This window comes from Micromonospora sp. ANENR4 (assembly GCF_015354395.1).
GTDB classification, from domain to species: Bacteria; Actinomycetota; Actinomycetes; order Mycobacteriales; family Micromonosporaceae; genus Micromonospora; species Micromonospora aurantiaca.
The window spans coordinates 190,098-213,838 of the sequence record NZ_JADKYQ010000003.1 but is presented as its reverse complement, the minus strand read 5'-3'; the positions used below and the strand labels follow the sequence as shown (position 1 = coordinate 213,838).

Annotated in this window: 28 protein-coding genes; 15 read left to right on the top strand and 13 right to left on the bottom strand. The window is 73.9% G+C overall.

Annotated features, from left to right (window positions below):
• Positions 1–47: 47 nt before the first annotated feature.
• The 4 genes from IRY44_RS06905 to IRY44_RS06890 form a co-directional block, all read right to left on the bottom strand.
• Positions 48–1,007, bottom strand: a complete 960-nt coding sequence (locus tag IRY44_RS06905) for an electron transfer flavoprotein subunit alpha/FixB family protein (RefSeq protein ID WP_194799621.1) — start codon at positions 1,005–1,007, stop codon at positions 48–50.
• Between the two features lie 12 nt (positions 1,008–1,019).
• A complete protein-coding gene (locus IRY44_RS06900) occupies positions 1,020–1,799 on the bottom strand; it encodes an electron transfer flavoprotein subunit beta/FixA family protein (RefSeq protein WP_194799620.1) in 780 nt (259 codons plus the stop codon).
• A gap of 176 nt (positions 1,800–1,975) precedes the next feature.
• Positions 1,976–2,380, bottom strand: a complete 405-nt coding sequence (locus IRY44_RS06895) for a hypothetical protein (protein ID WP_194799619.1) — start codon at positions 2,378–2,380, stop codon at positions 1,976–1,978.
• A gap of 2 nt (positions 2,381–2,382) precedes the next feature.
• Positions 2,383–3,180 carry a GNAT family N-acetyltransferase gene (locus IRY44_RS06890; protein WP_194799618.1) on the bottom strand — a complete coding sequence of 266 codons (798 nt, stop codon included), beginning with the start codon at positions 3,178–3,180 and terminating at the stop codon, positions 2,383–2,385.
• A gap of 41 nt (positions 3,181–3,221) precedes the next feature.
• Here IRY44_RS06890 and IRY44_RS06885 point away from each other — a divergent pair, with 41 nt between their 5' ends.
• Genes IRY44_RS06885 through IRY44_RS06875 form a run of 3 tightly spaced genes read left to right on the top strand, consistent with a single transcriptional unit; the run spans position 3,222 to position 4,326 of the window.
• Positions 3,222–3,608 (top strand): YidH family protein, encoded by a 387-nt coding sequence (locus IRY44_RS06885; protein ID WP_194799617.1) that lies wholly within the window; start codon positions 3,222–3,224, stop codon positions 3,606–3,608.
• Complete coding sequence (locus IRY44_RS06880) at positions 3,605–3,904, top strand: DUF202 domain-containing protein (RefSeq protein WP_194799616.1); 300 nt, start codon at positions 3,605–3,607, stop codon at positions 3,902–3,904. The genes IRY44_RS06885 and IRY44_RS06880 overlap by 4 nt, the downstream gene beginning before the upstream one ends.
• A gap of 26 nt (positions 3,905–3,930) precedes the next feature.
• The gene (locus IRY44_RS06875; protein WP_135243658.1) at positions 3,931–4,326 is read left to right on the top strand and encodes a PLD nuclease N-terminal domain-containing protein; all 396 of its coding nucleotides are present in this window, start codon (positions 3,931–3,933) and stop codon (positions 4,324–4,326) included.
• A 55-nt stretch (positions 4,327–4,381) separates the two neighbouring features.
• Here IRY44_RS06875 and IRY44_RS06870 read toward each other — a convergent pair whose 3' ends face one another.
• Both IRY44_RS06870 and IRY44_RS06865 read right to left on the bottom strand, forming a co-directional pair.
• Positions 4,382–6,004, bottom strand: a complete 1,623-nt coding sequence (locus IRY44_RS06870) for an acetolactate synthase (protein ID WP_194799615.1) — start codon at positions 6,002–6,004, stop codon at positions 4,382–4,384.
• A 70-nt stretch (positions 6,005–6,074) separates the two neighbouring features.
• The gene (locus tag IRY44_RS06865; RefSeq protein ID WP_120571337.1) at positions 6,075–6,848 is read right to left on the bottom strand and encodes an enoyl-CoA hydratase/isomerase family protein; all 774 of its coding nucleotides are present in this window, start codon (positions 6,846–6,848) and stop codon (positions 6,075–6,077) included.
• A gap of 131 nt (positions 6,849–6,979) precedes the next feature.
• Here IRY44_RS06865 and IRY44_RS06860 point away from each other — a divergent pair, with 131 nt between their 5' ends.
• Complete coding sequence (locus tag IRY44_RS06860; RefSeq protein ID WP_194799614.1) at positions 6,980–7,558, top strand: DUF6232 family protein; 579 nt, start codon at positions 6,980–6,982, stop codon at positions 7,556–7,558.
• Here the strand turns inward: IRY44_RS06860 and IRY44_RS06855 are convergent.
• Complete coding sequence (locus tag IRY44_RS06855) at positions 7,504–7,935, bottom strand: nuclear transport factor 2 family protein (RefSeq protein ID WP_194799613.1); 432 nt, start codon at positions 7,933–7,935, stop codon at positions 7,504–7,506. The two genes, IRY44_RS06860 and IRY44_RS06855, sit on opposite strands and share 55 nt — an antisense overlap.
• 58 nt (positions 7,936–7,993) lie before the next feature.
• Here IRY44_RS06855 and IRY44_RS06850 point away from each other — a divergent pair, with 58 nt between their 5' ends.
• Entirely contained in the window at positions 7,994–8,476 is a 483-nt protein-coding gene (locus tag IRY44_RS06850) for a DUF6232 family protein (RefSeq protein ID WP_194799612.1), read from the top strand.
• Positions 8,477–8,483: 7 nt separating this feature from the next.
• On the opposite strand, the gene IRY44_RS06845 is transcribed toward IRY44_RS06850, so the two are convergent.
• A complete protein-coding gene (locus IRY44_RS06845) occupies positions 8,484–9,959 on the bottom strand; it encodes an alpha/beta hydrolase (RefSeq protein WP_194799611.1) in 1,476 nt (491 codons plus the stop codon).
• Positions 9,960–10,053: 94 nt separating this feature from the next.
• Between IRY44_RS06845 and IRY44_RS06840 the strand changes: the two genes are divergently transcribed.
• Complete coding sequence (locus tag IRY44_RS06840) at positions 10,054–10,824, top strand: hypothetical protein (protein ID WP_194799610.1); 771 nt, start codon at positions 10,054–10,056, stop codon at positions 10,822–10,824.
• 3 nt (positions 10,825–10,827) lie between these two features.
• Here IRY44_RS06840 and IRY44_RS06835 read toward each other — a convergent pair whose 3' ends face one another.
• Together IRY44_RS06835 and IRY44_RS06830 are read right to left on the bottom strand one after the other, a co-directional pair.
• Positions 10,828–11,724, bottom strand: coding sequence for a ribokinase (locus IRY44_RS06835; protein WP_194799609.1), 897 nt, complete (start codon positions 11,722–11,724; stop codon positions 10,828–10,830).
• A 16-nt stretch (positions 11,725–11,740) separates the two neighbouring features.
• A complete protein-coding gene (locus IRY44_RS06830) occupies positions 11,741–12,580 on the bottom strand; it encodes an ABC transporter ATP-binding protein (RefSeq protein ID WP_128138705.1) in 840 nt (279 codons plus the stop codon).
• A gap of 132 nt (positions 12,581–12,712) precedes the next feature.
• Here IRY44_RS06830 and IRY44_RS06825 point away from each other — a divergent pair, with 132 nt between their 5' ends.
• A complete protein-coding gene (locus tag IRY44_RS06825; RefSeq protein ID WP_194799608.1) occupies positions 12,713–13,717 on the top strand; it encodes an ATP-binding cassette domain-containing protein in 1,005 nt (334 codons plus the stop codon).
• Complete coding sequence (locus IRY44_RS06820) at positions 13,714–14,724, top strand: ABC transporter permease subunit (RefSeq protein WP_194799607.1); 1,011 nt, start codon at positions 13,714–13,716, stop codon at positions 14,722–14,724. Before IRY44_RS06825 ends, IRY44_RS06820 begins: the two co-directional genes overlap by 4 nt.
• Before the next feature lie 85 nt (positions 14,725–14,809).
• On the opposite strand, the gene IRY44_RS06815 is transcribed toward IRY44_RS06820, so the two are convergent.
• Complete coding sequence (locus IRY44_RS06815; protein WP_194799606.1) at positions 14,810–16,015, bottom strand: ROK family transcriptional regulator; 1,206 nt, start codon at positions 16,013–16,015, stop codon at positions 14,810–14,812.
• A 124-nt stretch (positions 16,016–16,139) separates the two neighbouring features.
• Between IRY44_RS06815 and IRY44_RS06810 the strand changes: the two genes are divergently transcribed.
• The 4 genes from IRY44_RS06810 to IRY44_RS06795 all read left to right on the top strand — a co-directional run bounded on the left by IRY44_RS06810 (position 16,140) and on the right by IRY44_RS06795 (position 19,269).
• Complete coding sequence (locus IRY44_RS06810; protein WP_194799605.1) at positions 16,140–17,594, top strand: glycoside hydrolase family 3 protein; 1,455 nt, start codon at positions 16,140–16,142, stop codon at positions 17,592–17,594.
• Positions 17,595–17,715: 121 nt separating this feature from the next.
• Complete coding sequence (locus tag IRY44_RS06805; protein WP_194799604.1) at positions 17,716–18,150, top strand: hypothetical protein; 435 nt, start codon at positions 17,716–17,718, stop codon at positions 18,148–18,150.
• A complete protein-coding gene (locus tag IRY44_RS06800; protein ID WP_194799603.1) occupies positions 18,147–18,629 on the top strand; it encodes a thiol-disulfide oxidoreductase DCC family protein in 483 nt (160 codons plus the stop codon). The genes IRY44_RS06805 and IRY44_RS06800 overlap by 4 nt, the downstream gene beginning before the upstream one ends.
• Entirely contained in the window at positions 18,568–19,269 is a 702-nt protein-coding gene (locus IRY44_RS06795; RefSeq protein ID WP_194799602.1) for a TetR family transcriptional regulator, read from the top strand. Before IRY44_RS06800 ends, IRY44_RS06795 begins: the two co-directional genes overlap by 62 nt.
• A 187-nt stretch (positions 19,270–19,456) precedes the next feature.
• Here the strand turns inward: IRY44_RS06795 and IRY44_RS06790 are convergent, their stop codons facing one another.
• A complete protein-coding gene (locus tag IRY44_RS06790; protein WP_194799601.1) occupies positions 19,457–20,122 on the bottom strand; it encodes a GNAT family N-acetyltransferase in 666 nt (221 codons plus the stop codon).
• A gap of 229 nt (positions 20,123–20,351) precedes the next feature.
• Between IRY44_RS06790 and IRY44_RS06785 the strand changes: the two genes are divergently transcribed.
• On the top strand, positions 20,352–20,537 hold the full coding sequence (locus IRY44_RS06785) for a DNA repair protein (RefSeq protein WP_194799600.1): 186 nt from the start codon (positions 20,352–20,354) through the stop codon (positions 20,535–20,537).
• A gap of 105 nt (positions 20,538–20,642) precedes the next feature.
• Positions 20,643–21,161: a hypothetical protein gene (locus IRY44_RS06780; RefSeq protein ID WP_194799599.1), complete on the top strand. Its 519-nt coding sequence runs from the start codon at positions 20,643–20,645 to the stop codon at positions 21,159–21,161.
• A 49-nt stretch (positions 21,162–21,210) separates the two neighbouring features.
• Here the strand turns inward: IRY44_RS06780 and IRY44_RS06775 are convergent, their stop codons facing one another.
• On the bottom strand, positions 21,211–21,948 hold the full coding sequence (locus tag IRY44_RS06775; RefSeq protein WP_194799598.1) for a Clp protease N-terminal domain-containing protein: 738 nt from the start codon (positions 21,946–21,948) through the stop codon (positions 21,211–21,213).
• A 97-nt stretch (positions 21,949–22,045) separates the two neighbouring features.
• Here IRY44_RS06775 and IRY44_RS06770 point away from each other — a divergent pair, with 97 nt between their 5' ends.
• The gene (locus IRY44_RS06770) at positions 22,046–23,725 is read left to right on the top strand and encodes a Na+/H+ antiporter (RefSeq protein WP_281600538.1); all 1,680 of its coding nucleotides are present in this window, start codon (positions 22,046–22,048) and stop codon (positions 23,723–23,725) included.
• Positions 23,726–23,741: the final 16 nt, after the last annotated feature.

The following is a 23,741-nucleotide window of genomic DNA, read 5'->3' as shown; positions in this document are numbered from 1 at the left end:
AGGCCGCCGCCCGGTGCACCGGGCGGCGGCCTTCTGTCACGCGACGCTCACTTGCGCTTGCGGATCTCCTCGGCGGCCTGCGGGACGACCTTGAACAGGTCGCCGACCACGCCGTAGTCGGCCAGCTCGAAGATCGGCGCCTCGGCGTCCTTGTTCACCGCGACGATGGTCTTCGAGGTCTGCATGCCGGCCCGGTGCTGGATCGCGCCGGAGATGCCCAGCGCGACGTAGAGCTGCGGGGAGACGGTCTTGCCGGTCTGGCCCACCTGGAACTGGTGCGGGTAGTAGCCGGAGTCGACTGCCGCGCGGGACGCGCCGACCGCGCCGCCGAGCAGGTCGGCCATCTCCTCGACCAGCTTGAAGTTGTCGGCGTTGCCGACACCGCGGCCGCCGGAGACGACCACCGACGCCTCGGTCAGCTCGGGGCGGGAGCCCTTCTGCTCGGCGACCCGCTCGACGACCTTGGCCAGCTTGTCCGCGTCGGTGACCGACACGGTGAGCTGCTCGACCGCCGGGGTGGCAGCGGCCGGGGCCGGGTTGAGCGAGTTCGGCCGGACGGTGACCAGCGGCAGGCCCTTGGTGACCTTGGACTTGACGATGGTGGAGCCGGCGAACGCCACCTGGGTGGCGGTGCCGTCGGCGGCCAGGCCGACCACGTCGGTCAGGATGCCGTTGTCCAGCTTGACCGCGAGGCGGGCGGCGATCTCCTTGCCCTCCTGCGACGAGGCGAGCAGCACGGCGGCCGGCTGGACGCGCTTGACCAGCTCGGCGACCACAGTCGCCTTGGGGGCCACCAGGTAGCCGTCGATCTCCTCACCCTCGGCCGCGTAGATCTTCTCCGCGCCGTACTCGCCGAGCTTGGCGCTCAGCGCCTCGGCGGCGCCGGCGCCACCGAGGACGACCGCGCTCGGGCTGCCCAGCTCGCGGGCGAGGGTGAGCATCTCCAGGGTGACCTTCTTGACGCCGAATTCCTTGGTGGCTTCGACGACGACGAGAACCTCAGACATGTCAGTGACCTCTCACACGAACTTCTCGGTGGCGAGGAACTCGACCAGCTTCACGCCGCCCTCGCCCTCGTCGGTGATCTTCTCGCCGCCGGAGCGCGGCGGGCGCTTGGAGTGCTCCACCACAGCGCTGGTGGCGCCGTCGAAGCCCACCTCGGCCGGGGCCACGCCCAGGTCGCCCAGGGAGAGCGTCTGCACCGGCTTCTTCTTGGCCGCCATGATCCCCTTGAAGGACGGGTAGCGCGGCTCGTTGATGGTGTCCCAGACGGAGACCACGGCCGGGGTCGAGGCGGTGACCACCTCGTAGCCCTCCTCGGTCTGCCGCTCGACGGTCAGGCTGGACCCGTCGACGGTGAGCTTGCGCGCGCCGGTCAGGGCGGCCACGCCCAGCCGCTCGGCGATCATGTGCGGCATGACCTGCACCCGGCCGTCGGTCGACTCGGCGCCGCAGATGACCAGGTCGGCGCCCAGCTGACCGAGGGCGGCGGCGAGCACCTTCGAGGTGGCCACCGCGCAGGAGCCGTGCAGGGCGTCGTCGACGACGTGGACGGCCTTGTCCGGGCCCATGGAGAGCGCCTTGCGGATCGACTCGGTCGCCCGGTCCGGACCCATGGTCAGGATGGTGACCTCGCCGCCGTGCGCCTCCTTGATCTTCAACGCCTCCTCGATGGCGTACTCGTCCATCTCGTTGATGACGTTGTTCGCCGAACCGCGGTCGACGGTGTTGTCGTCAGAACGCAGGTTGCGGTCCGCGCCCGAATCGGGCACCTGCTTGACGAGTACGACGATGTTCATCGCGCTTCGACGACCCTCCTGTTTGGTGTAGCGATCACTCGCCCAGTCACGGGCGCAGCCTCCCGCGTGACGCAACGTGGGTCAACCGCGGGCAGCTGTGCACTTCCCCACGAGGCAATGTTACCCGCAAGTAGCATGGCCGCCCCGGCGGCCCGGAGTGACGCAACTCACCGCCGTCACGCCGCCTCGGTCAGCGCCTGCCGGATCTTCTCGATCGCCGCCGCCTCGGCCGGCTCGATCCCCCGGTGCGCCTGCGCCACCCGATCCGCCGCGTCCAGCACCACCGACCGGTACGTCTCGACGTCCCCCGGCGACTTGGCGCGCAGGATCTCCACCGACCGGCCCAGCGCGGGCAGCACCACCGACTCGACCTCCAGGACCGAGTCCCGAGGGAGTTGCGGCAGCGGCCCGGTGGTCAGCGCCTCCTTCACCACGCCGCCCACCTCGCCGAGCGCGCCGGAGGCGGCGAAGCTCTCCCGCACCATCGCCAGCACCCCCGGTACGGCGTTGGAGACCAGGAACACGGCACCGAACGCGCCGGTCTTCAGGGTGAGCCGCTCGTCCGCCGTCAACCGCTCCATGATCACGGAGTGTAGACGTAGGGCGTGGAGGTGGTGACCGCAACGAGCCCGAGCCGCTCCAGGATGGGCCGGCTGTCCGGCGAGCAGTCCACCTGCAGCAACGCCTTGCCGCGCTGCTGCGCCAGTCGCGCCCGGTACGCCACCAGCGCCCGGTAGATGCCCTTCCTGCGCCACTGCGGCAGCGTCGAGCCGCCCCACAGGCTGGCGAAGCCGGTGCCACGCTGGTAGCGGATCCAGCCCGCACTGACCACCGTCTCCCCCGCCTCGGCCACCACGATCGTGATCGACTGCGGATCCGCCTCGATCTCCCGGGCCAGCCCGTACACCAGGTGGCTGCGGTCCTCCCGCCAGACCTCCTCCTCCATGTCGGCGATCCGCTCCAGGTCGGCCCGGCTGGTGACCTCGCGCAGGCGTACCCCCTCGGGGAGCACCGGGACGGCGGCGGCGAGCGGCGCGACCGGGCCGACCACTACCGTCTCCTGGTCCTCCGGGACGAACCCGGCGGCGCGCAGCCGGTCGGCCAGGTCGGCCGGCTCGTCGTGACCGGCGAGCTTCCACTCGACCGCCTCGCCCCGTTCCCGGAAGACCTCGACCTGCCGGGCGATCAGCGCGTCCAGCTCGGCGCCGGCCAGGCCGTCGAGCGTCCGGTAGGTGAGGAAGCCGCGGTGGTCGAGGCCGAGCACGCGGAACAGCGGGCCGTCGCGCTCCACCGTCACGCCGGCGGGCGCCGGATCGGGCAACTCCGGACGAAGCTGGCTGTCGTAGGCGTCACGCAGCTCGCGCGCGTCAAGATCGGTCATCCCCCCAGGCTAGGCGCGGGGCAAAGCGGATAATCGGCAGCGTGTGGGAGTCGATCAAGAGCTGGTTCGACCCGCGTGAGCTGCGTTCGGTCGGCACCCCGCCGGACTACCGCTTCTCGCTGGCGAACGAACGGACGTTCCTGGCCTGGCTGCGAACAGGTCTCGCGCTGGTGGCGGGCGGGCTGGCCGCCGCGCAGTTCCTGCCGCCGCTGCGCCTGGCCCACCTGCGCGAGGGGCTCGCGGTCGCGCTGCTGCTGCTCGGCGCCACCGTCTCGATCCGGGCGGTCGACCACTGGGCACGCACCGAACGCGCCATGCGGCTGAACGAGGAGTTGCCCGCGTCCCGCTTCCCGGCCGTCCTGGCGCTCGTCGTCGCGGTCGGCGCGCTGCTGCTGGTGGCCGCCGTGCTGGTGGGCGGCGCGCGGTGACCCGTGACCCCGGCCTGCAACCCGAGCGCACCCGGCTGGCGTGGCGGCGGACGCTGCTCACGCTCACCGCGGTGCTGCTGCTCCAGCTCCGGCCGGCGTTCGGCGGCCGGCCCGCGGACGCGGCGCCGGCCGGGCTCGCGGTAGTGGTCTGGCTCGCCGTGCTCGTGGTGACGTGGCACCGGGCCACCGGCACCGGACCGCGCCGGTTCGACAGATGGTCGGTGCCGCTGACCGCGCTCGGCGCGGCCGGACTGGCGCTGCTCGGCGTGGCGCACGTGCTCGGCGGGGTGCACTGACGAGCGGCGGTGAGCCATCATGAGGCATGGCCCGCCTCTACGTGCTGCTCTTCCTGGTCCAGATCGTCCTCGCCGTGTGCGCGCTGATCAGCTGCCTCTCCGCCGACGAGGAGAAGGTCAAGGCGCTGCCCCGGATGATCTGGGTGCTGATCATTCTCTTCTTCCCGCTGGTCGGCTCGATCGCCTGGTTCCTCGTGGGCCGCGAACGCCCGGCCGGCACCGCCGGCGTCACCGGCACGGCCCGTCCGGCCGCCCCGGCCCGCCGGCCGCTCGCCCCGGACGACGACCCGGAGTTCCTCGCCTCGCTGGACGAGCGGTCCCGCCGCGAGGACCAGGAACGGCTGCGGCTGTGGGAGGAGGACCTGCGCCGCCGCGAGGAGGAACTGCGCCGGCCGGACGACCGGGACCGCCCCGAGGTCTGAGACGCGCCGCGGGCCGCCCGCCGGTCACCCGGCGGACGGCCCGTACGCGCCGTGGTCAGGCCAGGTTCGACGAACGGGGGTACGCGTCCGCGGGGTCGGTCAGCACGTTCACCAGGTACGGCACGCCCGAGTCGAACGCGCGCCCCAGCGCGGGCCCGAGGTCGGCGGCCTTCTCCACCGTCTCGCCCGCGCCGCCGAGCGCCTCGACCACCTTGTCGTAGCGCAGGCCGGGCTGGAGGTCGGCGGCCACGTCGTAGCCGTACATCGCCCGCATCGGGTGCTTCTCCAGCCCCCAGATGCCGTTGTTGCCGACCACGATCACCACCGGCAGCTTCTGCCGGACCAGCGACTCCACGTCCATCAGCGAGAAGCCGGCCGCGCCGTCGCCCATCAGCACGCAGATCTGCCGGTCCGGGTGACTGACCCGGGCGCCCATCGCGTAGCCCATGCCGGTGCCGAGGCACCCGTACGGGCCGGGGTCGAGCCAGGTGCCGGGCTGGGCCGGCTCCAGGTACCGACCGGCGTACGACACGAAGTCGCCGCCGTCGCCGATGGTGATGGCATCAGGCGCGAGCGCCCGGCGCAGCTCGCCGTAGATCCGGGCCGGGCGGATCGGGTCGCTCTCGGCGGCCATCTCCTCCGCGTCGCGGGCCTTCGCCGCGTCCTCGGCGGTCCGCAGCTCGGCGATCCAGTCGGCGTGGTCGGCCCGGTCGCCGGTGTGGTCGGCGAACGCACCCAGGATCAGCCGCAGGTCACCGGCCGGCGCGGCGGCCGGCTGCACGTGCCCGGCCCGCTGGCTCGGTGCGTCCACGACGTGCACCACCTGCGCGTCGCCGAAGTCGCCGAAGGAGAGCCGGAAGTCCAGCGGGGTGCCGATCACCACGACCACGTCGGCGCCCTTGAGCGCGACCCGGCGGGCCTTGGCGAAGGCGAGCGGGTGCTCCGGCGGGAGCGCGCCCCGGCCCATCCCGTTTGTGAACACTGGCACCCGCAGCGACTCGGCGGCGGCGCGCAGCGCGTCGACGGCGTCGCCCGCGTACACGTCGGAGCCGGCGATGATCACGGGCCGGGACGCGCCGGCGATCAGGCGGGCCGCCTTCGCCACCTCGTCCGGGTCCGGCTCGATCGGGGCCGGCGGCGTGACCGCCGGCAGGTCGGCGTCACCGACGGAGAAGACCGCCTCCAGCGGGAAGTCCAGGAACACCGGGCCGCGGTGCGGAGTGAGCGCGGTGGTCAGCGCCGCCGACACCGCGCGCGGGATGTCGTCGGCGCTGAACACCGTCTCGGCGTGCTTGGTCACCGGCGCGACCAGCGGCAGGTGGTCCATCTCCTGGAGGCTGCCCGAGCCCCAGCGGAACTGCGGCGCCCGTCCACCGAGCACCAGCACCGGCGAGGCGTTGAAGAACGCGCTGGTCAGGCCGGAGACCCCGTTTGTGACGCCGGGGCCGGCGGTGAGCACGGCCAGGCCGGGGCGGCGCTGGAGCTTGGCGACCGCCTCGGCGGCGAACACGGCGGACTGCTCGTGCCGCACGTCGTAGAGGGGGAAACCCGCCTTGTGCGCGGCGTCGTAGAGCGGGAAGACGTGCCCGCCGGACAGCGTGAACATCTCCCGTACGCCGTGCGCGCGTAGTGCCGCGAGTGCCAGATCGCCCCCGTGGCCCTCGATCCGCTCCGTCATGCCATTCCCCTTCGTCGACCGACCGGGGTCACGCTACTGGCCGGTATCGCGGATGTGAACAGCTCTCGCGTCAGCGACCGGTGAAGCCCGGCTTGCGCTTCTCCACGAACGCGGCCATGCCCTCGCGCCGGTCGTCGGTGGCGAACAGCGCTGCGAAGAGCTGGCTCTCCCAGGCCAGGCCCGAGGTGAGGTCCATGTCCAGACCGCCGTCGACAGCCGCCTTCGCCGCGCGCAGCGCCTGCACCGGCCCGGTCAGGAACGGCTTCACGTACGCCACCGCGGCGTCGTAGACCTCGGCGGCCGGGACCACCCGGTCGGCCAGGCCGATGCGCAGCGCCTCGGCGGCGTCGACCATCCGCCCGGTCATGATCAGGTCCTTGGCGCGGGCCGGGCCGACCAGGCGGGCCAGCCGCTGGGTGCCGCCGGCGCCCGGGATGATGCCGAGCTTGATCTCCGGCTGGCCGAGCTTGGCGTCCTCGGCGACGATCCGCCAGTCGCAGGCCAGCGCCAGCTCGCAGCCGCCGCCGAGCGCGTACCCGGTGATCGCGGCGACGACCGGCTTGGGGATGCGGGCGATCGCGCCGAGCGCGCTGGACAGGTCGGCCGCGCGCTCCGCCATGTCCACGTAGGACATGTCGGCCATCTCCTTGATGTCCGCACCGGCCGCGAAGACCTTCTCGCCGCCGTACACGATCACGGCGCGGACCTCGGCGTCGGCGGTGGCCGCCGACGCGGCGGCGCGCAACTCCTCCTGCACCTGGGTGTTGAGCGCGTTCATCGGCGGCCGCTCCAGCCGGATGGTGCCGATGCCGTCCTTCACTTCCAGCCTGACGAACTCGCCCACGCTGCCCTCACTTCCTCGTCGAAGTCGCGTGCCAACCTTACGACTCGCCTCGTTGGGGTAGACAGTGTGGTGTCGGCGACTCCCCAGGTCGCCGCCGCAGTCGCCGCCGCCCCGCCACCGGGAGTGAGGCCATGATCACCTACTACGACGACCGTTCCGTCCAGGTCACCTCCACCGCGGTACGGGTGGACGGGCGCAGCTACCCGCTGGCCGAACTGACCACCGTGTGGCACCGGCAGGGCGACCGCTCCTGGCGGGTGCTCGCCGGGCGCGGCGCGATCGGGGCCGCGCTCGCCGGGCCGCTGGTGGCCGCCGCGCTGGGCATCGCGCTGGCCGTGTGGCTGCAGCGCTCGGCGGTGGTCACCGTCGCCATCGTCGGCGTCTCGGTGCTGGTCGGCCTCGCCGTCGGGCCGCTCGCGGACTTCCTCTTCGAACACCTGGACCGCTCGTACGCCCGGGGCAGCCGGGAGATGGAGATGTGGGCGCAATGGCGGGGCCGCCCGGTGCGGCTGCTGCACACCCGCGACGCGATGCGCTTCGGGCAGATCTACCGGGCGGTGCAGCGGGCCGTGGAGAGCCTCCCCGCCGCGCCCGGTCGTCCCGCGACCGGTCGTCCCGCGACCGGTCCTGCCGCGACGGGTCCTGCCGCGACGGGTCAGAACGTGATCGGCTCGTCCGGCAGCAGGCCCAGCCCGCGCAACAGGCCGTAGGTGTCCTGCTCGCCCCAGAACTGGACGATCCGGCCGCCGGCCAGGCGGTACATCTTGCAGGCGCTCTGCACTGTGGTCGCCCCTGTCGCGTCCCGCCGGTACGTCTGCGCCAGCGACACCACCACCCGGTCCCCGGCCGCGAAGATCTCCTGGATCTCCTGGTCGAGCACGGTCAGGCCGGGCGAGGAGACGGCCGCCTCGGTGTAGCGCCGGCCGCGTACCGCGCTGCCGGAGCCGTAGATCTCCACGTCCTCGTCGACCACCTCGGCCAGTTCGGCCAGGTCCTTCGTGACGAAGGTGCGCAGGTAGCGCTTGACCACCTCGACGTTGCGCGCCTGCTCGTCACCGCCGGTTCCGACCGCGTTCCGGTCCGTCATGCCGCCAGCCTACCGGCGCACGCGTCGCCGGCATCGACACACGCGGTTAGGCTGATTCATGGTCCTCTATTACCGGGACGACGCCGTGCAGGTCACCTCCGAGGCCATCCACGCTGGCGGTCAGGCCGTCGCGCTCGCCGACGTCACGTACGTCTGGCACGCGCGCGGCACCACCACACTCGCCGTCCGCGGGCGGGTGCTGGGCCGCGGGGTGCTGGTCCTGCTGCTGTCGCTGCCACCACTGGTCGCGGTGGTCTGCGTGCTCTCGCTGGCCTGGTCCGCGCAGGACCGGGGCGAGTGGAAACTGGCCCTGATCATCCTGGCCGCGTTCGTGGTGGTGGGACTGGCGCTCACCCCGTTCCTGGAGGTGCCGCTCGGCTGGCTCGACCGTTCCTACGAGCGCGGCAACCGGGTGCACGAGCTGTGGGTGCAGCACCACGGCCGGGAGACGATGCTGGTCCGTACGCCCGACGCGCTGCGGTTCGGGCAGATCTACCGGGCCGTGCAACGCGCCGTGGAGCAGCAGACCGACCGCCGATAGCGGCGACTCAGGTGAGCGGCAGCGTGGTCGCGATCGGCCAGGCGAGCACCACCGCCCCTACCGACGGCGCCAGCCACCACGGCGCGGCCCGGCGGCGCAGCACCACGGCCCAGGCCGCCTGCCAGGCCACAAGCGCCGCGAACAGGGGCACCACCAGCAGCACGAACCCGGGTGCCAGGCCGATGACCGCGGCGACGGCGAGCACCAGCACGGCGATCCCGCCGGTGGCCGCGTACCGGACGCCGTGGCCGTCCGCGAGCCGCTCGGCGCCGAGCAGGAACGCCAGGCAGCAGAACGTCACCAGGGGCAGCAGCCACCACCGGGCCCCGACCGGCACGGTCGAGGTGAGACCGAGATGAAGCGGCAGCGCGACGGCGAGCACCGCGTACCCGAGGAGCACGACGGCGACGACAGCGGACCGGACGCCACCCCCGGTCGCCGGTGGCCGGCGGGGTTGCGCGAAGCGCGCCGCGGCGGCCAGCAGCACGCTGGTGAGCAGCAGGAACACCGCCACGTATCCGCCCACGGCGAGCGGCGACCGGGCGGTCGGCAACAGCGCGGCGAGCACGGCGCCCACGCCCGCCGCCGGCACCGTCGCGGCGAGCCACCGCCCGGTACGCGGACCGCCGGTGCCCGCCCGCGCCCGGCGCGGCAGCAACGCCGCCAGTGGCACGAAGCCCAGCGCGAGCCCCGCCAGCAGCAGCCCGGCGCCGGCCGGCCGGGTCAGCGGGGACGGTGGCAGCCCGCCGGCAGGGTTCGGCAGCGCGTACAGAACCGCGGCGTGGGTACGCGGCGCGAACAGCACCGACACGTGCTCGACGCCGGGCGCCGCCACCCGCGTGCGGGTGCCCGGCGCCGCGTCCCGTGACGCCTCGTCGACCGCCTGGCGGAAACCGGCGAACTCCAGCCCGCCCACCACGAGCGTCAGCCTCCCCGGCCAGCCCGCCGGCACGTCACCGCCGTCGGGCAGCGAGATCGCCACGGTCCGGTCGATCTCCGGATGCGCGACCGCGTACCGGACGACAGCGCCGGCACCCATCGAGTGCCCGACCAGGACGATCCGGTCCCTGTCGACGCCGGGACGCCCGCGCAGCCAGGCGACCGCGACGTCCAGGTCGTGCCGCAGCAGCGCCCGGCTGCGTTCCTCGTCCCGGCCCGCGCCGGGTAGCCGGGCGTGGCTGGCGCCGTGGCCGGCGAAGTCGAGCAGCACCGCGATCCCGCCCCGGCGGGCCACCGAGTCGGCCAGCGGCCGCATCAGCCGGGCCGACCCGGCGAAGCCGTGCGCGATCACCACCCCGGGCCGCCGGTCGCCGCTCACGCCGTCCGCCCGGACCTCGGTCAGCGGCACTCCCGCCACCGTCGCCCGCCGCGTGCTCAGACCGGCGTCGGCGCGGGCCAGGAGCAGAGCGCCCAGGACGACGGCGAGCAGCGCGACCACGCCGCAGGCGAGCAGTCGCCGCGACGCCGGGCCGGGGGTGGGCATGCCGGCACCCTACGCCGCGTCGGCGGCCCGGAGTGACAGTCGCCGCCCGGCCGCCGCCGGGCGGCACTGGCCGCGACGCCGCACACTGGATGTCATGGCGATCCCTCTTCCCCGGCCCGGCGCCGTGCTCGGCCTCACCCGTACCGCACTGGACCAGGCGCTCGGCTCGGCCGCCACGGTGGCCTCGGTACCCGCTCGGGCCTTCGCCGTCCTCGACCAGGTGGAGGCGCTGGTCCGGCGGATCGACGGGGTGGTGGACCGGATCGAGGGCGCGCTCGACCGCACCGACCGGGTGCTCACCGGCGCGGAGACGGCGGTCCGCGAGGTGGCGGTGATCAGCGCCGCCGCCACTGCGGCGATCGACACGGCGACCGAGGTGGCCGCCGCGGCGACTGCCGTGGTCGGCGAGGCGCAGCGGGTCTCCGAGGCGGCGGCAGTGGTGGTCGGCGAGGCCGACCGGGTGGCCCGCGGCGCGGCAGGGGTGGTGACCGAGGCGGAGACGGTGACCGCGCGGGCGGCGGGCACGCTCGCGACAGCGGAGAAGGCGACGGGCGTCGCGAACGAGCTGCTCGCCGCGTACGAGGCGACGCTGCGGCGGGCCGCGCCGATGGCGGCGCGGTTCGTGGAGCAGCTCAGCCCGGAGGAGGTGACCGCCGCGATCCGGCTCGTGGACGAGTTGCCGAAGCTCAAGGACCACCTCACCTCGGACGTGCTGCCGATCCTGGCCACGCTGGACCGGGTCGGCCCGGACCTGCACGACCTGCTGGACGTCACGCGCGATCTCAAGCTCGCGGTCGCCGGCATCCCCGGGCTCGGCATGCTGCGCCGGCGCGGCGAGCGCCTCACCGACGAACCGGCCGGCTGAGGCTCAGCCGGCCGGGAACAGCTCGTCGATCTCCGCCCGATGGGGCAGCGCGACCGAGGCGCCGAGCTTGCGTACGCACGCCGCACCGGCGGCCGCCGCCCAGCGCACCGCGTCGGCCAGGTCCCGACCCTCGCCCCAGGCCACCGCGAGCGCGGCGGTGAACGCGTCCCCGGCGGCGGTCGAGTCGACCACGTCCACCGGCACCGCCGGCACGTGTGTCGCCGGCCGGTCCCGGTCGACGTACCACGCGCCGTCGCCGCCGAGCGTCAGCACCGCCCGGGGCACCAGGTCCAGCAGCGCCGCCGGCTCGTCCCGGCCGCGACCGGTCAGCGCCTGCGCCTCCGGCTCGTTCACCACGAGCAGGTCGGTCGCCGCCAGCAGCTCGGCCGGCACCGATCGGGCCGGCGCCGCGTTGAGTACCACCCGAGTGTCCGCCGACCGGGCCGCCAGCGCCGCCTCGGTCACCGTCTCGACCGGCACCTCCAGCTGCGCGACCAGCACATCCGCATCGCGTACGGCGGAGAGCTCGTCCGCGGTCAGCGACGTGAACGCGGCGTTCGCCCCGGGGGTGACCAGGATGGCGTTCTCCCCCGCGCCGCCGACCATGACCAGCGCGACGCCGGACGGGCCGTAGACCACCCGCAGGTGGCCGGTGTCCACGCCGGCCGCGGTCATCCGGGCCCGCAGCGTCACGCCGAACGAGTCCGAGCCGATCGCGCCGAGGAAGACGCAGGACGCGCCGGCGCGTACCGCGGCGACGGCCTGGTTGGCGCCCTTGCCGCCGGGCACCATGACGAAGTCGTCGCCCAGCACCGTCTCGCCGGGCCGGGGCAGCGCCGCGCCGATGCCGACGAGGTCCATGTTGGCGCTGCCGACGACGGCGATCCGGGTCTGCGGCACGGTGTCGTCCCGCCGCTCAGGCGGCGCGGGCGGCCCAGCGGTCGCCGGACCGCGTGACCACCAGCGGAAGGCCGAACGTCTTCGACAGGTTGTCGGCGGTGAGCACGTCGGCGAGCAGGCCCTGCGCCACCACGCCGCCCTCGCGCAGCAGCAGCGCGTGGGTGAAGCCCGGCGGGATCTCCTCGACGTGGTGGGTGACCAGCACCATCGCGGGCGCGTCCGGGTCGTACGCCAGCTCGGCCAGCCGGGCCACCAGGTCCTCGCGCCCGCCCAGGTCGAGCCCGGCGGCCGGCTCGTCGAGGAGCAGCAGCTCCGGGTCGGTCATCAGGGCGCGGGCGATCTGCACGCGCTTGCGCTCGCCCTCGGACAGCGTGCCGTACGTGCGGTCGGTGAGGTGTCCGACGCCGAGCTGGCGCAGCAGCGCGGCGGCGCGCGCCACGTCGGTGCGGTCGTAGCTCTCCCGCCAGCGGCCGACCACCGACCAGGCGGCGGTCACCACCACGTCGACGACCCGCTCCTCGGCGGGGATCCGCTCGGCGAGCGTCGCGGTGGACAGACCGATGCGGGTACGCAGCTCGTTGACGTCGGTACGGCCGATGCGCTCGCCGAGCACGTGCGCGACGCCGCTGGTCGGGTGCAGCCGGCCGGCGGCCAGGTTGAGCAGCGTGGTCTTGCCCGCGCCGTTCGGCCCGAGCACCACCCACCGTTCGTCCAGCTCGACCCGCCAGTCGACGTCGTGCACCAGCGCGGTGCCGGAACGCTTGACGACGACCCCGTCGAGGCTGACCACCAGATCCGCGTCCACGGTCGAGGGGGCGGGGGCGCCCGGGGCGCCGGGGATCAGGTCACCAGTCACCGCTCCATCCAATCACGCACCCGGCCCGGCGCCCCCCACGGGCGGCGCCGCCGCCATAGGGTGGGGCGCCGTGTCGTTGGTCACCACTTCCGGAAGGACACCCATGCCCGACCGCTGCCGGAAGGCGCGCGGATGAGCGCGGTCATCGAGATCGCCGGCCTCCGCAAGACGTTCCACACGCTGCGCCAGGGGCGCCGGGTCGCCGTCGACGGCTTCGACATGCTGGTCGAGGCGGGCCAGGTGCACGGTTTCCTCGGGCCGAACGGGTCCGGGAAGACCACCACGCTGCGTGCGCTGCTGGGGCTGGTCCGGCCGGACTCCGGGCGGATGCGCGTGCTGGGCGCCGAGTCCCCCGAGCACCTGCCGGACGTGGCCGGCCGGGTCGGCGCGATCGTGGAGAGCCCGCAGTTCTTCGCCAACTTCACCGCGCACCGGACGCTGCGGTTGCTGGCGCTCGCAGGCGGTGTGCCGACCAGCCGGGTGGACGAGGTGCTGGAGCAGGTCGGGCTGCGCGACCGGGGCGACGAGCGGGTCAGGGGCTACTCGCTGGGCATGAAGCAGCGGCTGGCGGTCGCGTCGGCCCTGCTGAAGAACCCGGAGCTGCTGATCCTGGACGAGCCGGCGAACGGGCTGGACCCGGCCGGCATCCGGGAGATGCGCGACCTGACCCGGTCGCTCGCCGAGGCCGGGGTGACGGTGCTGCTGTCGAGCCACATCCTGGCCGAGATCCAGTTGATCTGCGACCACGTGACGATCGTGAGCCGGGGGCAGCGGGTCGCGTACGGGCCGGTGCAGGAGGTGCTGGCCGGCTTCGACCAGCACCAGTGGCGGGTCCGGGTGGCCGACCCGGAGCGGGCCGGGGAGCTGCTGGGCCGGGCCGGCCTGTCGGTGGCCGTCGCGCCGGACCACCTGGTGGTGACCGGTGTGGAGGATCCGGAGACGATCAGCCGGACGCTCGGCGAGCAGGGCGTGTGGGTGCGGGAGCTGGTCCCGCTGCGGCCGGACCTGGAGAGCGTCTTCCTGGAGCTGACCGGCGGCCACGAGCACGTGGCGGTGCCGCGGCAGGTCGACGGCGCTCCGCCGAACGACGGAGTGATCGACCTCGACGTCCGGGAGACCCGGGAGGTGGACGCGTGAACCTGGTCCGTGCCGAGCTGGAGCGGCTGGCCGCCCGGCGTTTCGTGCAGCTCATGGTGGTGCTGCTGGCTGTCGCCTTCGCGGTGACGGTGGCGACCACGCTCGCCGGTTCGCACCGGCCCAGCCCGGCGGAGCTGAGCCGGGCCCAGACCCAGGCGGCGGAGAGCGTGCGCCAGATGGAGATGGCGTACGACCGCTGCCTGCGGATCCGGGAGGGCGGGCTACCGCTGGGCGAGAACGACTATCTGCCGCGCGACTGCGCCCAGATCGACCCGGCCCAGATCGAGGAGCTGCCGACCGCTGCCGACTACCTCAGCGGTGTGTTCGTCTTCGCCAAGGAGGCCGAGCCGCTGCTCTACTTCCTGATCGCGTTCCTGACGCTGTTCGGGTTCCTGGTCGGCGCCTCCTACATCGGGGCCGACCTGAACTCGGGCGGGGTGGTGAACCTGCTGCTGTGGCGGCCCCGGCGGCCGACGGTGCTCGCCGCGAAGCTGGGCACGCTGCTGGGCGGGTTGCTCGGCCTCTCGGTGCTGGCGTCGGTGGCGTACCTCGGGGCGTTCTGGTTGATCGGCCAGGCCTCCGGCCTGGTCGGGCGCACCGGCGGCGACTTCTGGCCGTCGCTCGCCGCGATCTGGGCGCGGGGGCTGGTGCTGGTGCTGCTCGCCGCGGCGCTCGGGTTCGCCGTGGCCACGCTGGGCCGGCACACCTCGGCGGCGCTCGGCACGGTGGCCGCGTACCTGGTGGTGTGGGAGCTGGGTGCCCGGCTGGTGTTCCAGATCCTGGAGGTCGGCCGGCCGGACCGGTACATGCTGTCCAGCCACCTGGCGGCCTGGCTGTCCGGCGAGGTCCGGCTGTGGGACAACAATGCCTGCGGCTCCGGGATCTCCGGCTACTGCGACGGCTCCTACACGCTCACCTGGACGTCGGGCCTGGTGGTGCTGCTCGGGCTCACCGGCGCGCTGGTGGCTGCGGCGTTCACGGTGTTCCGCCGCCGTGACCTGATCTGACCGGAGCCGCGATCCGGCAACTCCTTGCGGACCCTGGCGCCATGATGAAGGATTCCTTCACATGGCGCCAGGGTGCACGACGCGGTCAGCCGACCGTCGAGCCGAACACCTCGTCGCGTACGGCGTCCAGCGCGGTACGCAGCGCGCCGCGCAGGATCGGCTCCTCGGTCAGCCCGGTCGTCACCACCCGGGGCCGGACCAGCGTGATCGCGGCGACCTCGTGCTGCACCCGCTCGGCCAGCGCCGCCCCGCCCGCCTGGCCGACCGCGCCGGCGAGCACCACCAGCGGCGGATCCAGCACCACGCAGGTGCTCGCCACACCGAGCGCCAGCCGCCGGGCCAGTTCGTCGAGCATCGGCCCACCGGCGGTGCCGGCCGCGATCGCCGCGCGGACCACCTCGGCGGCCCGGGCCGCCGCGACGCCCTGCTCGGCCGCCTCCGGGCTGGCGAACCCGTGCTCGGCTGCCACCGCGCGTACCGCGTCGGCGCCGACGAGCTGCTGAAACGCCGGCTTGGCCCGCTTGGACACATCGCGCGGGATGGGCGCGCCGGGTACCGGCAGGTAACCGATCTCGCCGGCCGCGCCGCTGCTGCCGTGGTGCAGCCGGCCGCCCAGCATGATCGCCAGGCCGACGCCCGCGTCCACCCAGACCAGCACGAAGTCGGCGGTGCCACGGGCCGCGCCGGACTGCGCCTCGGCCACCGCCGCGAGGTTCACGTCGTTCTCGAACACGACGGGGGTGTCCAGGTCCTCGCGCAGCGCGGCGAGCAGGCCGCTGTGCCAGCGCGGCAGGTTGAACGCGAACGTGATGTCACCGGTCTGCGGGTCGACCAGGCCGGGGGTGCCGAGCACGACGCGCCGGACGGCGGACAGCTCCGCCCCGGCACTGGCGGCCGCCTGGACCACGGCGTTGTGCACCACGCCGACCGGGTCGTCGGTGTCCCTGGTGGACTGCTCGACCCGTCCGGCCACGGTGCCGGTGATGTCGGCGCAGGCGGCGACCACCCGTTCCGCGCCCACCTCGACGCCCACCACGTACGCGCTGCTCGGCCGGACGGCGTAGAGCTGGGCGTTCGGGCCCCGCCCGCCGGCCTGCTCGCCGACCCGGGCGACCAGGCCGCGCTCCTCCAGCCGCTCGACGAGCTGGGACGCGGTGACCTTGGACAGCCCGGTCAGCTCACCGATCCGGGCCCGGGTCAGCGGGCCGCGCTCGAGCAGCAGCTCCAGCGCCGCACGGTCGTTGAGCGCCCGCAGGAGTCGGGGGGTACCGGGCAGCCGGGTCGCACTCATGCCGTCGTCCTCAATTTTCAGTAAAGTTTTCTAACCACAAAACGCCTGCCGAGGGGCGCCCGTTAGCGTATCGGCCACCCCCATGCGCGGAGGTCGGACGACCCGGCAGGGAAAGGGGATACTCGTGGGTCTGGATCCAGGACTGCGCCGGCTCGCGCTGGGCACGCTGCTTGCCGCGTACCCGGGACCGGTCCCGCCGGGCTGGGCGGTCGACCTGCTCGCCGACGGGCTCGCCGGGCACACCCTGTTCGGCACCAACATCCACGACCCGGCCCAGGTCGCGGCGTCCACGGCGGCGCTGCGTGCCGGCCGCCCCGACGTGATCGTCGCGATCGACGAGGAGGGCGGCGACGTCACCCGGCTGGCGCACGCCACCGGCAGCCCGTACCCCGGAAACGCCGCGCTCGGCGCGGTGGACGACCCCGATCTCACCCGCCGGGTGTACGCGGCGATCGGCGCGGAGCTGGCCGCGCTGGGCATCACCGTCGACCTCGCCCCCACCGTCGACGTCAACACCGCCGACGAGAACCCGGTGATCGGCACCCGCTCGTTCGGGGCGGACCCGAAGCGGGTCGCCGTCCACTCGGCCGCCGCCGTCGCCGGTCTCCAGTCGACCGGTGTGGCCGCCTGCGCCAAGCACTTCCCCGGGCACGGCGCCACAGTCGCGGACTCCCACCACGAGCTGCCCACTGTCGACGTGCAGCCGGCCGTCCTGCGGGAACGCGACCTGCCGCCGTTCGCCGCCGTGGTCGACGCGGGCGTCCGCGCGGTGATGACCGCGCACATCCGGGTGCCGGCGCTGACCGGCGACGGCCCGGCCACGTTCAGCCGCGCGGTCCTGCACGACCTGCTGCGCGTCGAGTACGGCTTCACCGGCGCGGTGATCACCGACGCGCTGGAGATGAAGGGCGCGGTGCTCGCCGCCGGCGGGGTCGGCGCGGGCGCGGTCCGGGCCCTGGCCGCCGGCGCGGACCTGCTCTGCATCGGCGCTCGGGTGGACGCCGAGCTGGTCGAGTCGGTCGCCGCCGAGATCGTCGCGGCGATGGCCGACGGACGGCTGGCGCGTGGGCGGGTCGAGGAGGCGGCCGGCCGGACCGCCGCGCTCGCCGCCGCCACCGGGCCCGCCGACGCCCCGCCGCCCGCCGCAGACGGCCTCGGCTACGCCGCCGCGCTGCGGGCGGTACGCGTGGAGGGCGACCTCACCCGCGACACCGCTCCCCTGGTGGTGCAGGTGCACGCCACCTCCACCATCGCCGAGGGGCGGGTGCCGTGGGGACTCGGCCCGCACCTGGCCGCCGGGATCGAGCAGGCGCGCGCGGTGGCGGGCGAGACCGACCCGGAGCAGGTGCGGCGGCTCGCCGGGGACCGGCCGGTCGTGCTGGTCGGGCGGCACCTGCACCGGCTGCCCGGCGCGCGCGAGCTGGTCGAGGCGCTGGCCGCCACGCATCGGGTGACTGTGGTCGAGATGGGCTGGCCGGGCGCGTGGCGGCCGGCGGGCGCGCGCGCGTTCGTCGCCACCCACGGCGCCAGTCACGCCAACGGCCGGGCCGCCGCCGACGCGCTCGGCCTGACCGCCTGACCCGCACCCCCACGCGGCCCGCTGCCCGGAAGGGCTGCGGGCCGCCCTCTTGAACACGTTCAAAATCTGTCGTACGCTCAGTGCGCCAGCGATTTGAACACGTTCAAGAGAGGCTACGGGGATGGACGTGAAGGTCTGGATGTACCTGGCCTACCTGACGGTGAGCATCGGCCTCACCGTCTGGGTGGCGCGGGCACTGTCCCGCAACGGGCTGGTGTTCCTGCAGGACGTGTTCGCCGACAGCCGGCTGGCCGAGGCCGTCAACAGCCTGCTGGTGGTCGGCTTCTACCTGCTCAACCTCGGCTACGTCACGGTGGCGATGAAGGAGTCCGGTCCGGTCGGCGACACCAGCCAGGCACTGGAGCAGCTCTCCATGAAGGTGGGATTCGTCCTGCTGGTGCTCGGCGCGCTGCACTTCTTCAACGTCTTCGCGCTCGGCCGCTACCGGCGCGGCCGCCTGCGGCAGCAGGCCACCCACCCACCGCTGCCGCCGGTCAGAATGCTCCCGCCGCAGGGCGGACCGGTACCGGCGGGTCCGAACCCGCCGGCCCGGTGACGTCCGCCCCGGGCGGGCACCCGCAGGATCCCACCGGGCACGGGGCCGGTGGGATCCGCGGGTTCACCGTCCTGTTCGACGCGGACTGCCCGATGTGCCGGGCCGCCCGGCGCTGGCTCGCCTCGCGCGCCCAGCTCGTACCGCTGGAGTTCGTGCCGGCCGGTTCCGCCGAGGCCCGGCGGCGCTTCCCCGGGCTGGACCACGACGCGACGTTGCGCGACCTGACGGTGGTCGCCGACACCGGCGCGGTCTACCGCGGCGACGGCGCCTGGTTCGCCTGCCTGTGGGCGCTGGCCGAGCACCGCGGCACGGCCGAGCGGCTGGCCCGTCCACACCTGCTGCCGCTGGCCCGCAAGGTGGTGGCGGCGGCCTCCGCGGTCCGCGAGCGGATCCGGGAACCGGGATACGGTGACGACGATGACCGAGCAGAGTGCGCCGACGACAGCTGCGGCTGGCCAGGGGTCGACGGCCCGGGGTGAGCAGACCCGCCAGCTGATCCTGGACACCGCGATGCGGCTGTTCCGCGAGCGCGGATACGCCCGCACGACGATGCGCGCGGTCGCCCAGGAGGCGGGCGTGGCGGTGGGCAACGCCTACTACTACTTCGGCTCCAAGGAGCACCTGGTCCAGGAGTTCTACGCGGGCACCCAGCGCGAGCACCGGGCGGCGGCCGACACGGTGCTCGCCCGGGAGCGGGACTTCGGCCCGCGCCTGGCCGGGGTGCTGCACGCGGGCATCGACGTGCTGAGCCCGTACCACGCGTTCGCTGGCGCCTTCTTCAAGACGGCGGCCGAGCCGACCTCGCCGCTGAGCCCGTTCTCCGCCGAGTCGTCGGAGCCCCGGGACATGTCGATCGCGCTGTTCCGCGAGGCGCTCACCGGGTCCACCGTCAAGCTCGACGACGAGCTGCGCGAGGCGCTGCCCGAGCTGCTCTGGCTCGGCTACATGGGGGTGGTGCTCTACTGGGTGCACGACCGCTCGGACGGTCAGGTCAAGACCCGGCAGCTCATCGACGGCGTGGTGCCGCTCGTGGACCGGCTGGTGGGGCTGTCCCGGCTGCGCGTGCTGCGACCCGTCACACGTCAGGCGCTCACCCTGATCCACACGCTGCGTCACTGATCTCACCACCGCGCCTGACAGCGATTGCGCAGGTGAGAGTCCGCAACCGGACAGTGGCACACCCCTTGTTGACCACCGGCACTAACACATAGCGTTACCGATGTCGGGGCCTGGGGGGGGAGAGCAGCGGACCGTGGATCCGGCCCGGGATCCACGGTCCGCGCCAGGCCGGGGATGCCGGGCCGGCTCAGCGGGGGAAGACGCCGAACGCGGTGAGGCCGCGGTCCGGGAACCCGGCCGCCTCGGCCACCCGGCCGGACGCCGCGTTGCCCGGGTCGTGCAGGTAGGTGGGGATCGCCCCCTCGTCGAGCACCCGGCGGGCCGCCTGCGCGACCAGCCGCCGGGCCAGGCCACGCCCGCGCGCCGCCGGCACCGTGCCCACCGCCAGCTCGTGCCCGTACGCGTCGTGCCGCTTGATCCCCACGCCGGCCCGGTACGCGCCGTCGGCGCCGCGGACCACCAGCACCTCCCTGTCGAACAGCCGCAGCCACGGCGGCAGCCCGGGCAGCGTGGGCGGCACCCACTCCCCCACCTCCGGCAGCGGCGCCGGGTCGGTGCACCAGCGGAAGACCGAGGTGTGCGCGACGAACTCGGGCGTGCCGACCGCGCCCGGCAGGTCGGGCAGCCACTCCCCGAGCGGCCGGTCGCGCACCAGGGTCCGGACCGCCTCGACCCGGTCGGCGGCCACCGAGAGGACGGTGCTGCCGTCCGCTGTCACCGCGACGGCCGGGCGCAGCCGCCCGTCCCAGGCCGGGCGGGCGCGGCGGTGGGACCGGACCACGTGCAGCCCGGGGCCCGCCGGCCACTGCCCCAACCAGGTCGCCAGATGAAGGAAGACCCGCCGGTCGAGCACGTGATCATGGTACGCCGGGACGCCGCGCTCGTGTCCGCCGAATTCCGCGATCGCGCGGGGGTTGAGACGTGCGGCCGATGGGTAGAGGGTCGGCACGCCAGCGACGGACGCCGATCCCTGCTTCCGCCCCCGGCCGCAGGAACTCCGGCGCTTCACGGAACCGAAGGCATCGACCCTGCGTCATATTCATTTTCATACATGGACAAGTTTCTCTGGGACGGTAGTGGTCATGCCTCACGAACCGAATGACCGATTCCAGCAGGACCCGGAGCGCGGCTGGCGGGCCGCCGCAGACGCCGGACGGTTTCCGGCGCAGCCGGCGTACCGCGAGGCCCGCGTCCGGGGACTCTCCTGGGCCGAACTGAACGCGCAACCGGCCGGCACCGCCTCCTGGCGTGGCCTCACGCCCCTCTGAGGGCGGGCGGCGACACACCGGCCGGGCGGCGTACCGGCCTTCGCACACCTGTGCGGTAGCGTCTTGTGGTCCGATTTCCGGCCTACGACAGGAGAAGCTCCGCGCATGGGCAAGAAGACGATCCACGTCTCCGACTTCACCGGTCAGGTGCTCAGCCCCGACGACGAGGTGGTCAAGGTCGTCGTCCTGGAGCACCCGGACCTGGTCGCCGGCCCCGTGCAGCTGGACGCCACCGCAGTCGAGGTGGAGAGCATCGACGACGCGGCGCTCGACGTCGCGGTGGTGGAGATCCACGACCGGCACGGCCACGGTGAGCCGCGCCGGGTGGTGCTGACCGCCAGCGAGTTCGACGCGATGGCGACCGACGTGCCGATGGCGCAGCTGCTGCGGACCGCCGAGCGGGTCAAGCCGCCGAAGGCCCGCCGCGCCACCGAGAGGATCGACTACGGCACCATCGAACACGCCGGGCGCCCGCACCGCGGCCGGGTCACCGAGGAGGAGGCCCGGCTGGTCCGGGAGCACCTCGACGAGGTGAACAAGCGGCTGGCCGACGCCGGCATCCGCCAGGTCGACCCCGCCGACCCGGAGCACGCCGCCCGGTACGGCTTCCCCGTCGCCGGCTGACGACCCGGACGCCGGGCACGCGCCCCCGTGACGCGTGCCCGGCGCGAGGTCAGGCCCCTTTCCGGGTGATCTCGGCGAGCGCCGCCTCGAACGCCGACTCCAGTTCGGACTTCTCCAGGCCGAGGCCGCGCAGCACGCCGTCGTCGCCCTCCTCCTCCAGCAGGGCGAGCAGGATGTGCTCCGTACCGATGTAGTTGTGCCCCATCCGCAGCGCCTCCCGGAACGTCAGCTCCAGGACCTTCTTGGCCCGCGCGTCGTAGGGGATCAGGTCCGGGACCGGGTCGGCCTTCGCCGGTAGCGTCGCGGTGACGACCTCCCGCAGCCGCTCCAGGGGTACGCCCCGAGCCACGATCGCCGCGGCGGCCAGTCCTTCCGGCTCGGCGAGCAGTCCGAGCGCGACGTGGCCCGGGGTGATCTCGGCGTTGCCCGCGGCCCGCGCCTCCTCCTGCGAGGCCAGCACCACATTGCGGGCGCGCGGGGTGAAGCGGCCGAACCCGGAGTTCGGGTCGAGCGCGGCGGCGGTCTCCGCCTTGGCGGCGGAACGCTTCTGGGCGGCCTGCTTGGTGACGCCCATGCTGCGGCCGATCTCCGTCCACGAGGCGCCGGAGCGGCGCGCCTGGTCGACGAAGTGCCCGATCAGGTGGTCCGCCACGTCGCCCAGGTGGTCGGCGACGAGGACCGCGTCGGCCAGCTGGTCGAGCGCGTCGGTGTGTGCCTTCTTGATGCCGTCGATGAGGTCGTCGAGGCGTACCGGATGGGTCATCTTGAGCGGTTCGGTCTCCTCCATGCGTCAACCATAGGTTGACGACTCCTACCCGTCAACCCCTGGTTGACGGTGCAGTCCGCGTCGCCTGGTGATCTCGGCGCCGGTAGTGTCGGTCGGGGTGAGCACCCATTCGACACTGCTGTTCGTGCTCGCCGCCGTCGCGGTCGTCATCGCCGTGCGGTGGGTGGCATCCCGGACCGGCCTGCCGGCGGCCGCGCTGCTGCCCCTCATCGGCATCGCGTACGCGCTGCTCCCCGGCCCCAACATCGGGCTCGATCCCGAGCTGGTGCTCATGGTCGTGCTGCCGCCGCTGCTCTACAGCGCCGCGCTCGACTCGTCGCTGCTGGACATCCGCCGGAACCTGCGGATCGTGGTCAGCCTCTCCGTGGTGCTGGTACTGCTCACCGGGCTGCTCGTGGGCGTCGGGTTCCACCTGTTCGTGGCCGGCGCGACGCTGGCCGCAGGCATCGCTGTCGGCGCCGCCGTCGCCCCGCCCGACCCGGTCGCCGCCCTGGCCGTGGGGCGCCGGGTGAACCTGCCGCCGAAGATGGTCACGATCATCCAGGGCGAGGGACTGCTGAACGACGCCACCGCGCTGACCATGCTCAGCGTCGCCGTGGCCGCCGCCGTGGGCGGCGAGTTCTCGTTCCACGCCGCGATCGGGCAGTTCGTGCTGGCGGCGGCGGGCGGCATCGCGGTGGGCGTGGTCGTCGCCCGGGCGAAACGACTGGTCCGGCCGCTCACCGCGGACCCGCTGCTGTCCAACGCGATCTCGCTCGCGACACCGTTCGTGGCGTACCTGCTGGGCGAGGCGCTGCACGTCTCCGGCGTGCTGGCAGTGGTGGTCGCCGGCCTGATCGTCGGCCACCAGACGCCGCAGTTCGGCTCCGGGGCCGCCCGCCTCCAGACGAACGCGGTGTGGCGGCTCGTCGACTTCCTCCTCGAAGGCTTCGTCTTCCTGCTGATCGGCCAGCAGCTCCCCGCCGTCGTGCGGGGCCTGCGCCAGTACGAGACGTCGACCATCGTCATCGCCGTCGCGGTGTCGGTCGGTGTGGTGCTGCTCCTGCGTCCCGCCTGGCTGATCCTGACCCAGTGGCTCCCCCGGTCGCTGCACACCCGGCTGGGTGGCGTCGCCGAGCAGGACGACACCGACGAGCCGGACGCCGCACGCCGGCTCGGTGGCGTCGACCGCAACGCCCGCGGGCTGACCGCCCGCGAGGTGGTGGCGCTGAGCTGGTCCGGTACGCGCGGCGTGATCAGCCTCGCCGCGATCTTCACGCTGCCGCTGACCACCCGCAGCGGAGACCCCTTCCCCGATCGTGACCTGCTGCTGTTCTGCACGTTCGTGGTCGTCCTGGTGACGCTGGTCGGGCAGGGCCTGACGTTCGCGCCGCTCGTGCGGATGCTCGGCCTGCGCGCCAACGAGGCCGACCAGGCCCGGGTACGCAACGAGGCCCGCTCGGCAGCGGTGGAGGCGGCGCTGGCACGCCTCGACACCGTCGTCGCCGAGGAGCCGGACAGCCGGGTCGCCGTCGACACCACGCGGGCCCAGTTGCAGACCCGGCTGGCCCGCTACCGGGGGCGGCTCGACCTGATCCAGCAGAGCGGCTCGTCGGAGCTGCCCACCTCACCGGAGTACGAGACGGCGCTGCGGGTCCGCCGGAGCGTCCTCGAAGCGCAGCGGGAGGAGTTGCTGCGGTGGCGCGACTCCGGGCGGCTGCCGGACGAGGAACTGCGCGTGCTGGAGCGCGAACTCGACCACGAGGAGCTGTTGCTGCCGAAGCGGGCGCCGGGCTGAACCTGGGCCCGGCGCC

What these genes read in the sequence shown, in the direction of transcription:
- IRY44_RS06905 (WP_194799621.1), bottom strand. Translation starts at nt 1,007, where the DNA reads ATGTCTGAGGTTCTCGTCGTCGTCGAAGCCACCAAGGAATTCGGCGTC.
- IRY44_RS06900 (WP_194799620.1), bottom strand. Translation starts at nt 1,799, where the DNA reads ATGAACATCGTCGTACTCGTCAAGCAGGTGCCCGATTCGGGCGCGGAC.
- IRY44_RS06895 (WP_194799619.1), bottom strand. Translation starts at nt 2,380, where the DNA reads ATGGAGCGGTTGACGGCGGACGAGCGGCTCACCCTGAAGACCGGCGCG.
- IRY44_RS06890 (WP_194799618.1), bottom strand. Translation starts at nt 3,180, where the DNA reads ATGACCGATCTTGACGCGCGCGAGCTGCGTGACGCCTACGACAGCCAG.
- IRY44_RS06875 (WP_135243658.1), top strand. Translation starts at nt 3,931, where the DNA reads ATGGCCCGCCTCTACGTGCTGCTCTTCCTGGTCCAGATCGTCCTCGCC.
- IRY44_RS06870 (WP_194799615.1), bottom strand. Translation starts at nt 6,004, where the DNA reads ATGACGGAGCGGATCGAGGGCCACGGGGGCGATCTGGCACTCGCGGCA.
- IRY44_RS06860 (WP_194799614.1), top strand. Translation starts at nt 6,980, where the DNA reads ATGATCACCTACTACGACGACCGTTCCGTCCAGGTCACCTCCACCGCG.
- IRY44_RS06855 (WP_194799613.1), bottom strand. Translation starts at nt 7,935, where the DNA reads ATGACGGACCGGAACGCGGTCGGAACCGGCGGTGACGAGCAGGCGCGC.
- IRY44_RS06850 (WP_194799612.1), top strand. Translation starts at nt 7,994, where the DNA reads ATGGTCCTCTATTACCGGGACGACGCCGTGCAGGTCACCTCCGAGGCC.
- IRY44_RS06845 (WP_194799611.1), bottom strand. Translation starts at nt 9,959, where the DNA reads ATGCCCACCCCCGGCCCGGCGTCGCGGCGACTGCTCGCCTGCGGCGTG.
- IRY44_RS06840 (WP_194799610.1), top strand. Translation starts at nt 10,054, where the DNA reads ATGGCGATCCCTCTTCCCCGGCCCGGCGCCGTGCTCGGCCTCACCCGT.
- IRY44_RS06825 (WP_194799608.1), top strand. Translation starts at nt 12,713, where the DNA reads ATGAGCGCGGTCATCGAGATCGCCGGCCTCCGCAAGACGTTCCACACG.
- IRY44_RS06815 (WP_194799606.1), bottom strand. Translation starts at nt 16,015, where the DNA reads ATGAGTGCGACCCGGCTGCCCGGTACCCCCCGACTCCTGCGGGCGCTC.
- IRY44_RS06805 (WP_194799604.1), top strand. Translation starts at nt 17,716, where the DNA reads ATGGACGTGAAGGTCTGGATGTACCTGGCCTACCTGACGGTGAGCATC.
- IRY44_RS06795 (WP_194799602.1), top strand. Translation starts at nt 18,568, where the DNA reads ATGACCGAGCAGAGTGCGCCGACGACAGCTGCGGCTGGCCAGGGGTCG.
- IRY44_RS06785 (WP_194799600.1), top strand. Translation starts at nt 20,352, where the DNA reads ATGCCTCACGAACCGAATGACCGATTCCAGCAGGACCCGGAGCGCGGC.
- IRY44_RS06780 (WP_194799599.1), top strand. Translation starts at nt 20,643, where the DNA reads ATGGGCAAGAAGACGATCCACGTCTCCGACTTCACCGGTCAGGTGCTC.
- IRY44_RS06775 (WP_194799598.1), bottom strand. Translation starts at nt 21,948, where the DNA reads ATGGAGGAGACCGAACCGCTCAAGATGACCCATCCGGTACGCCTCGAC.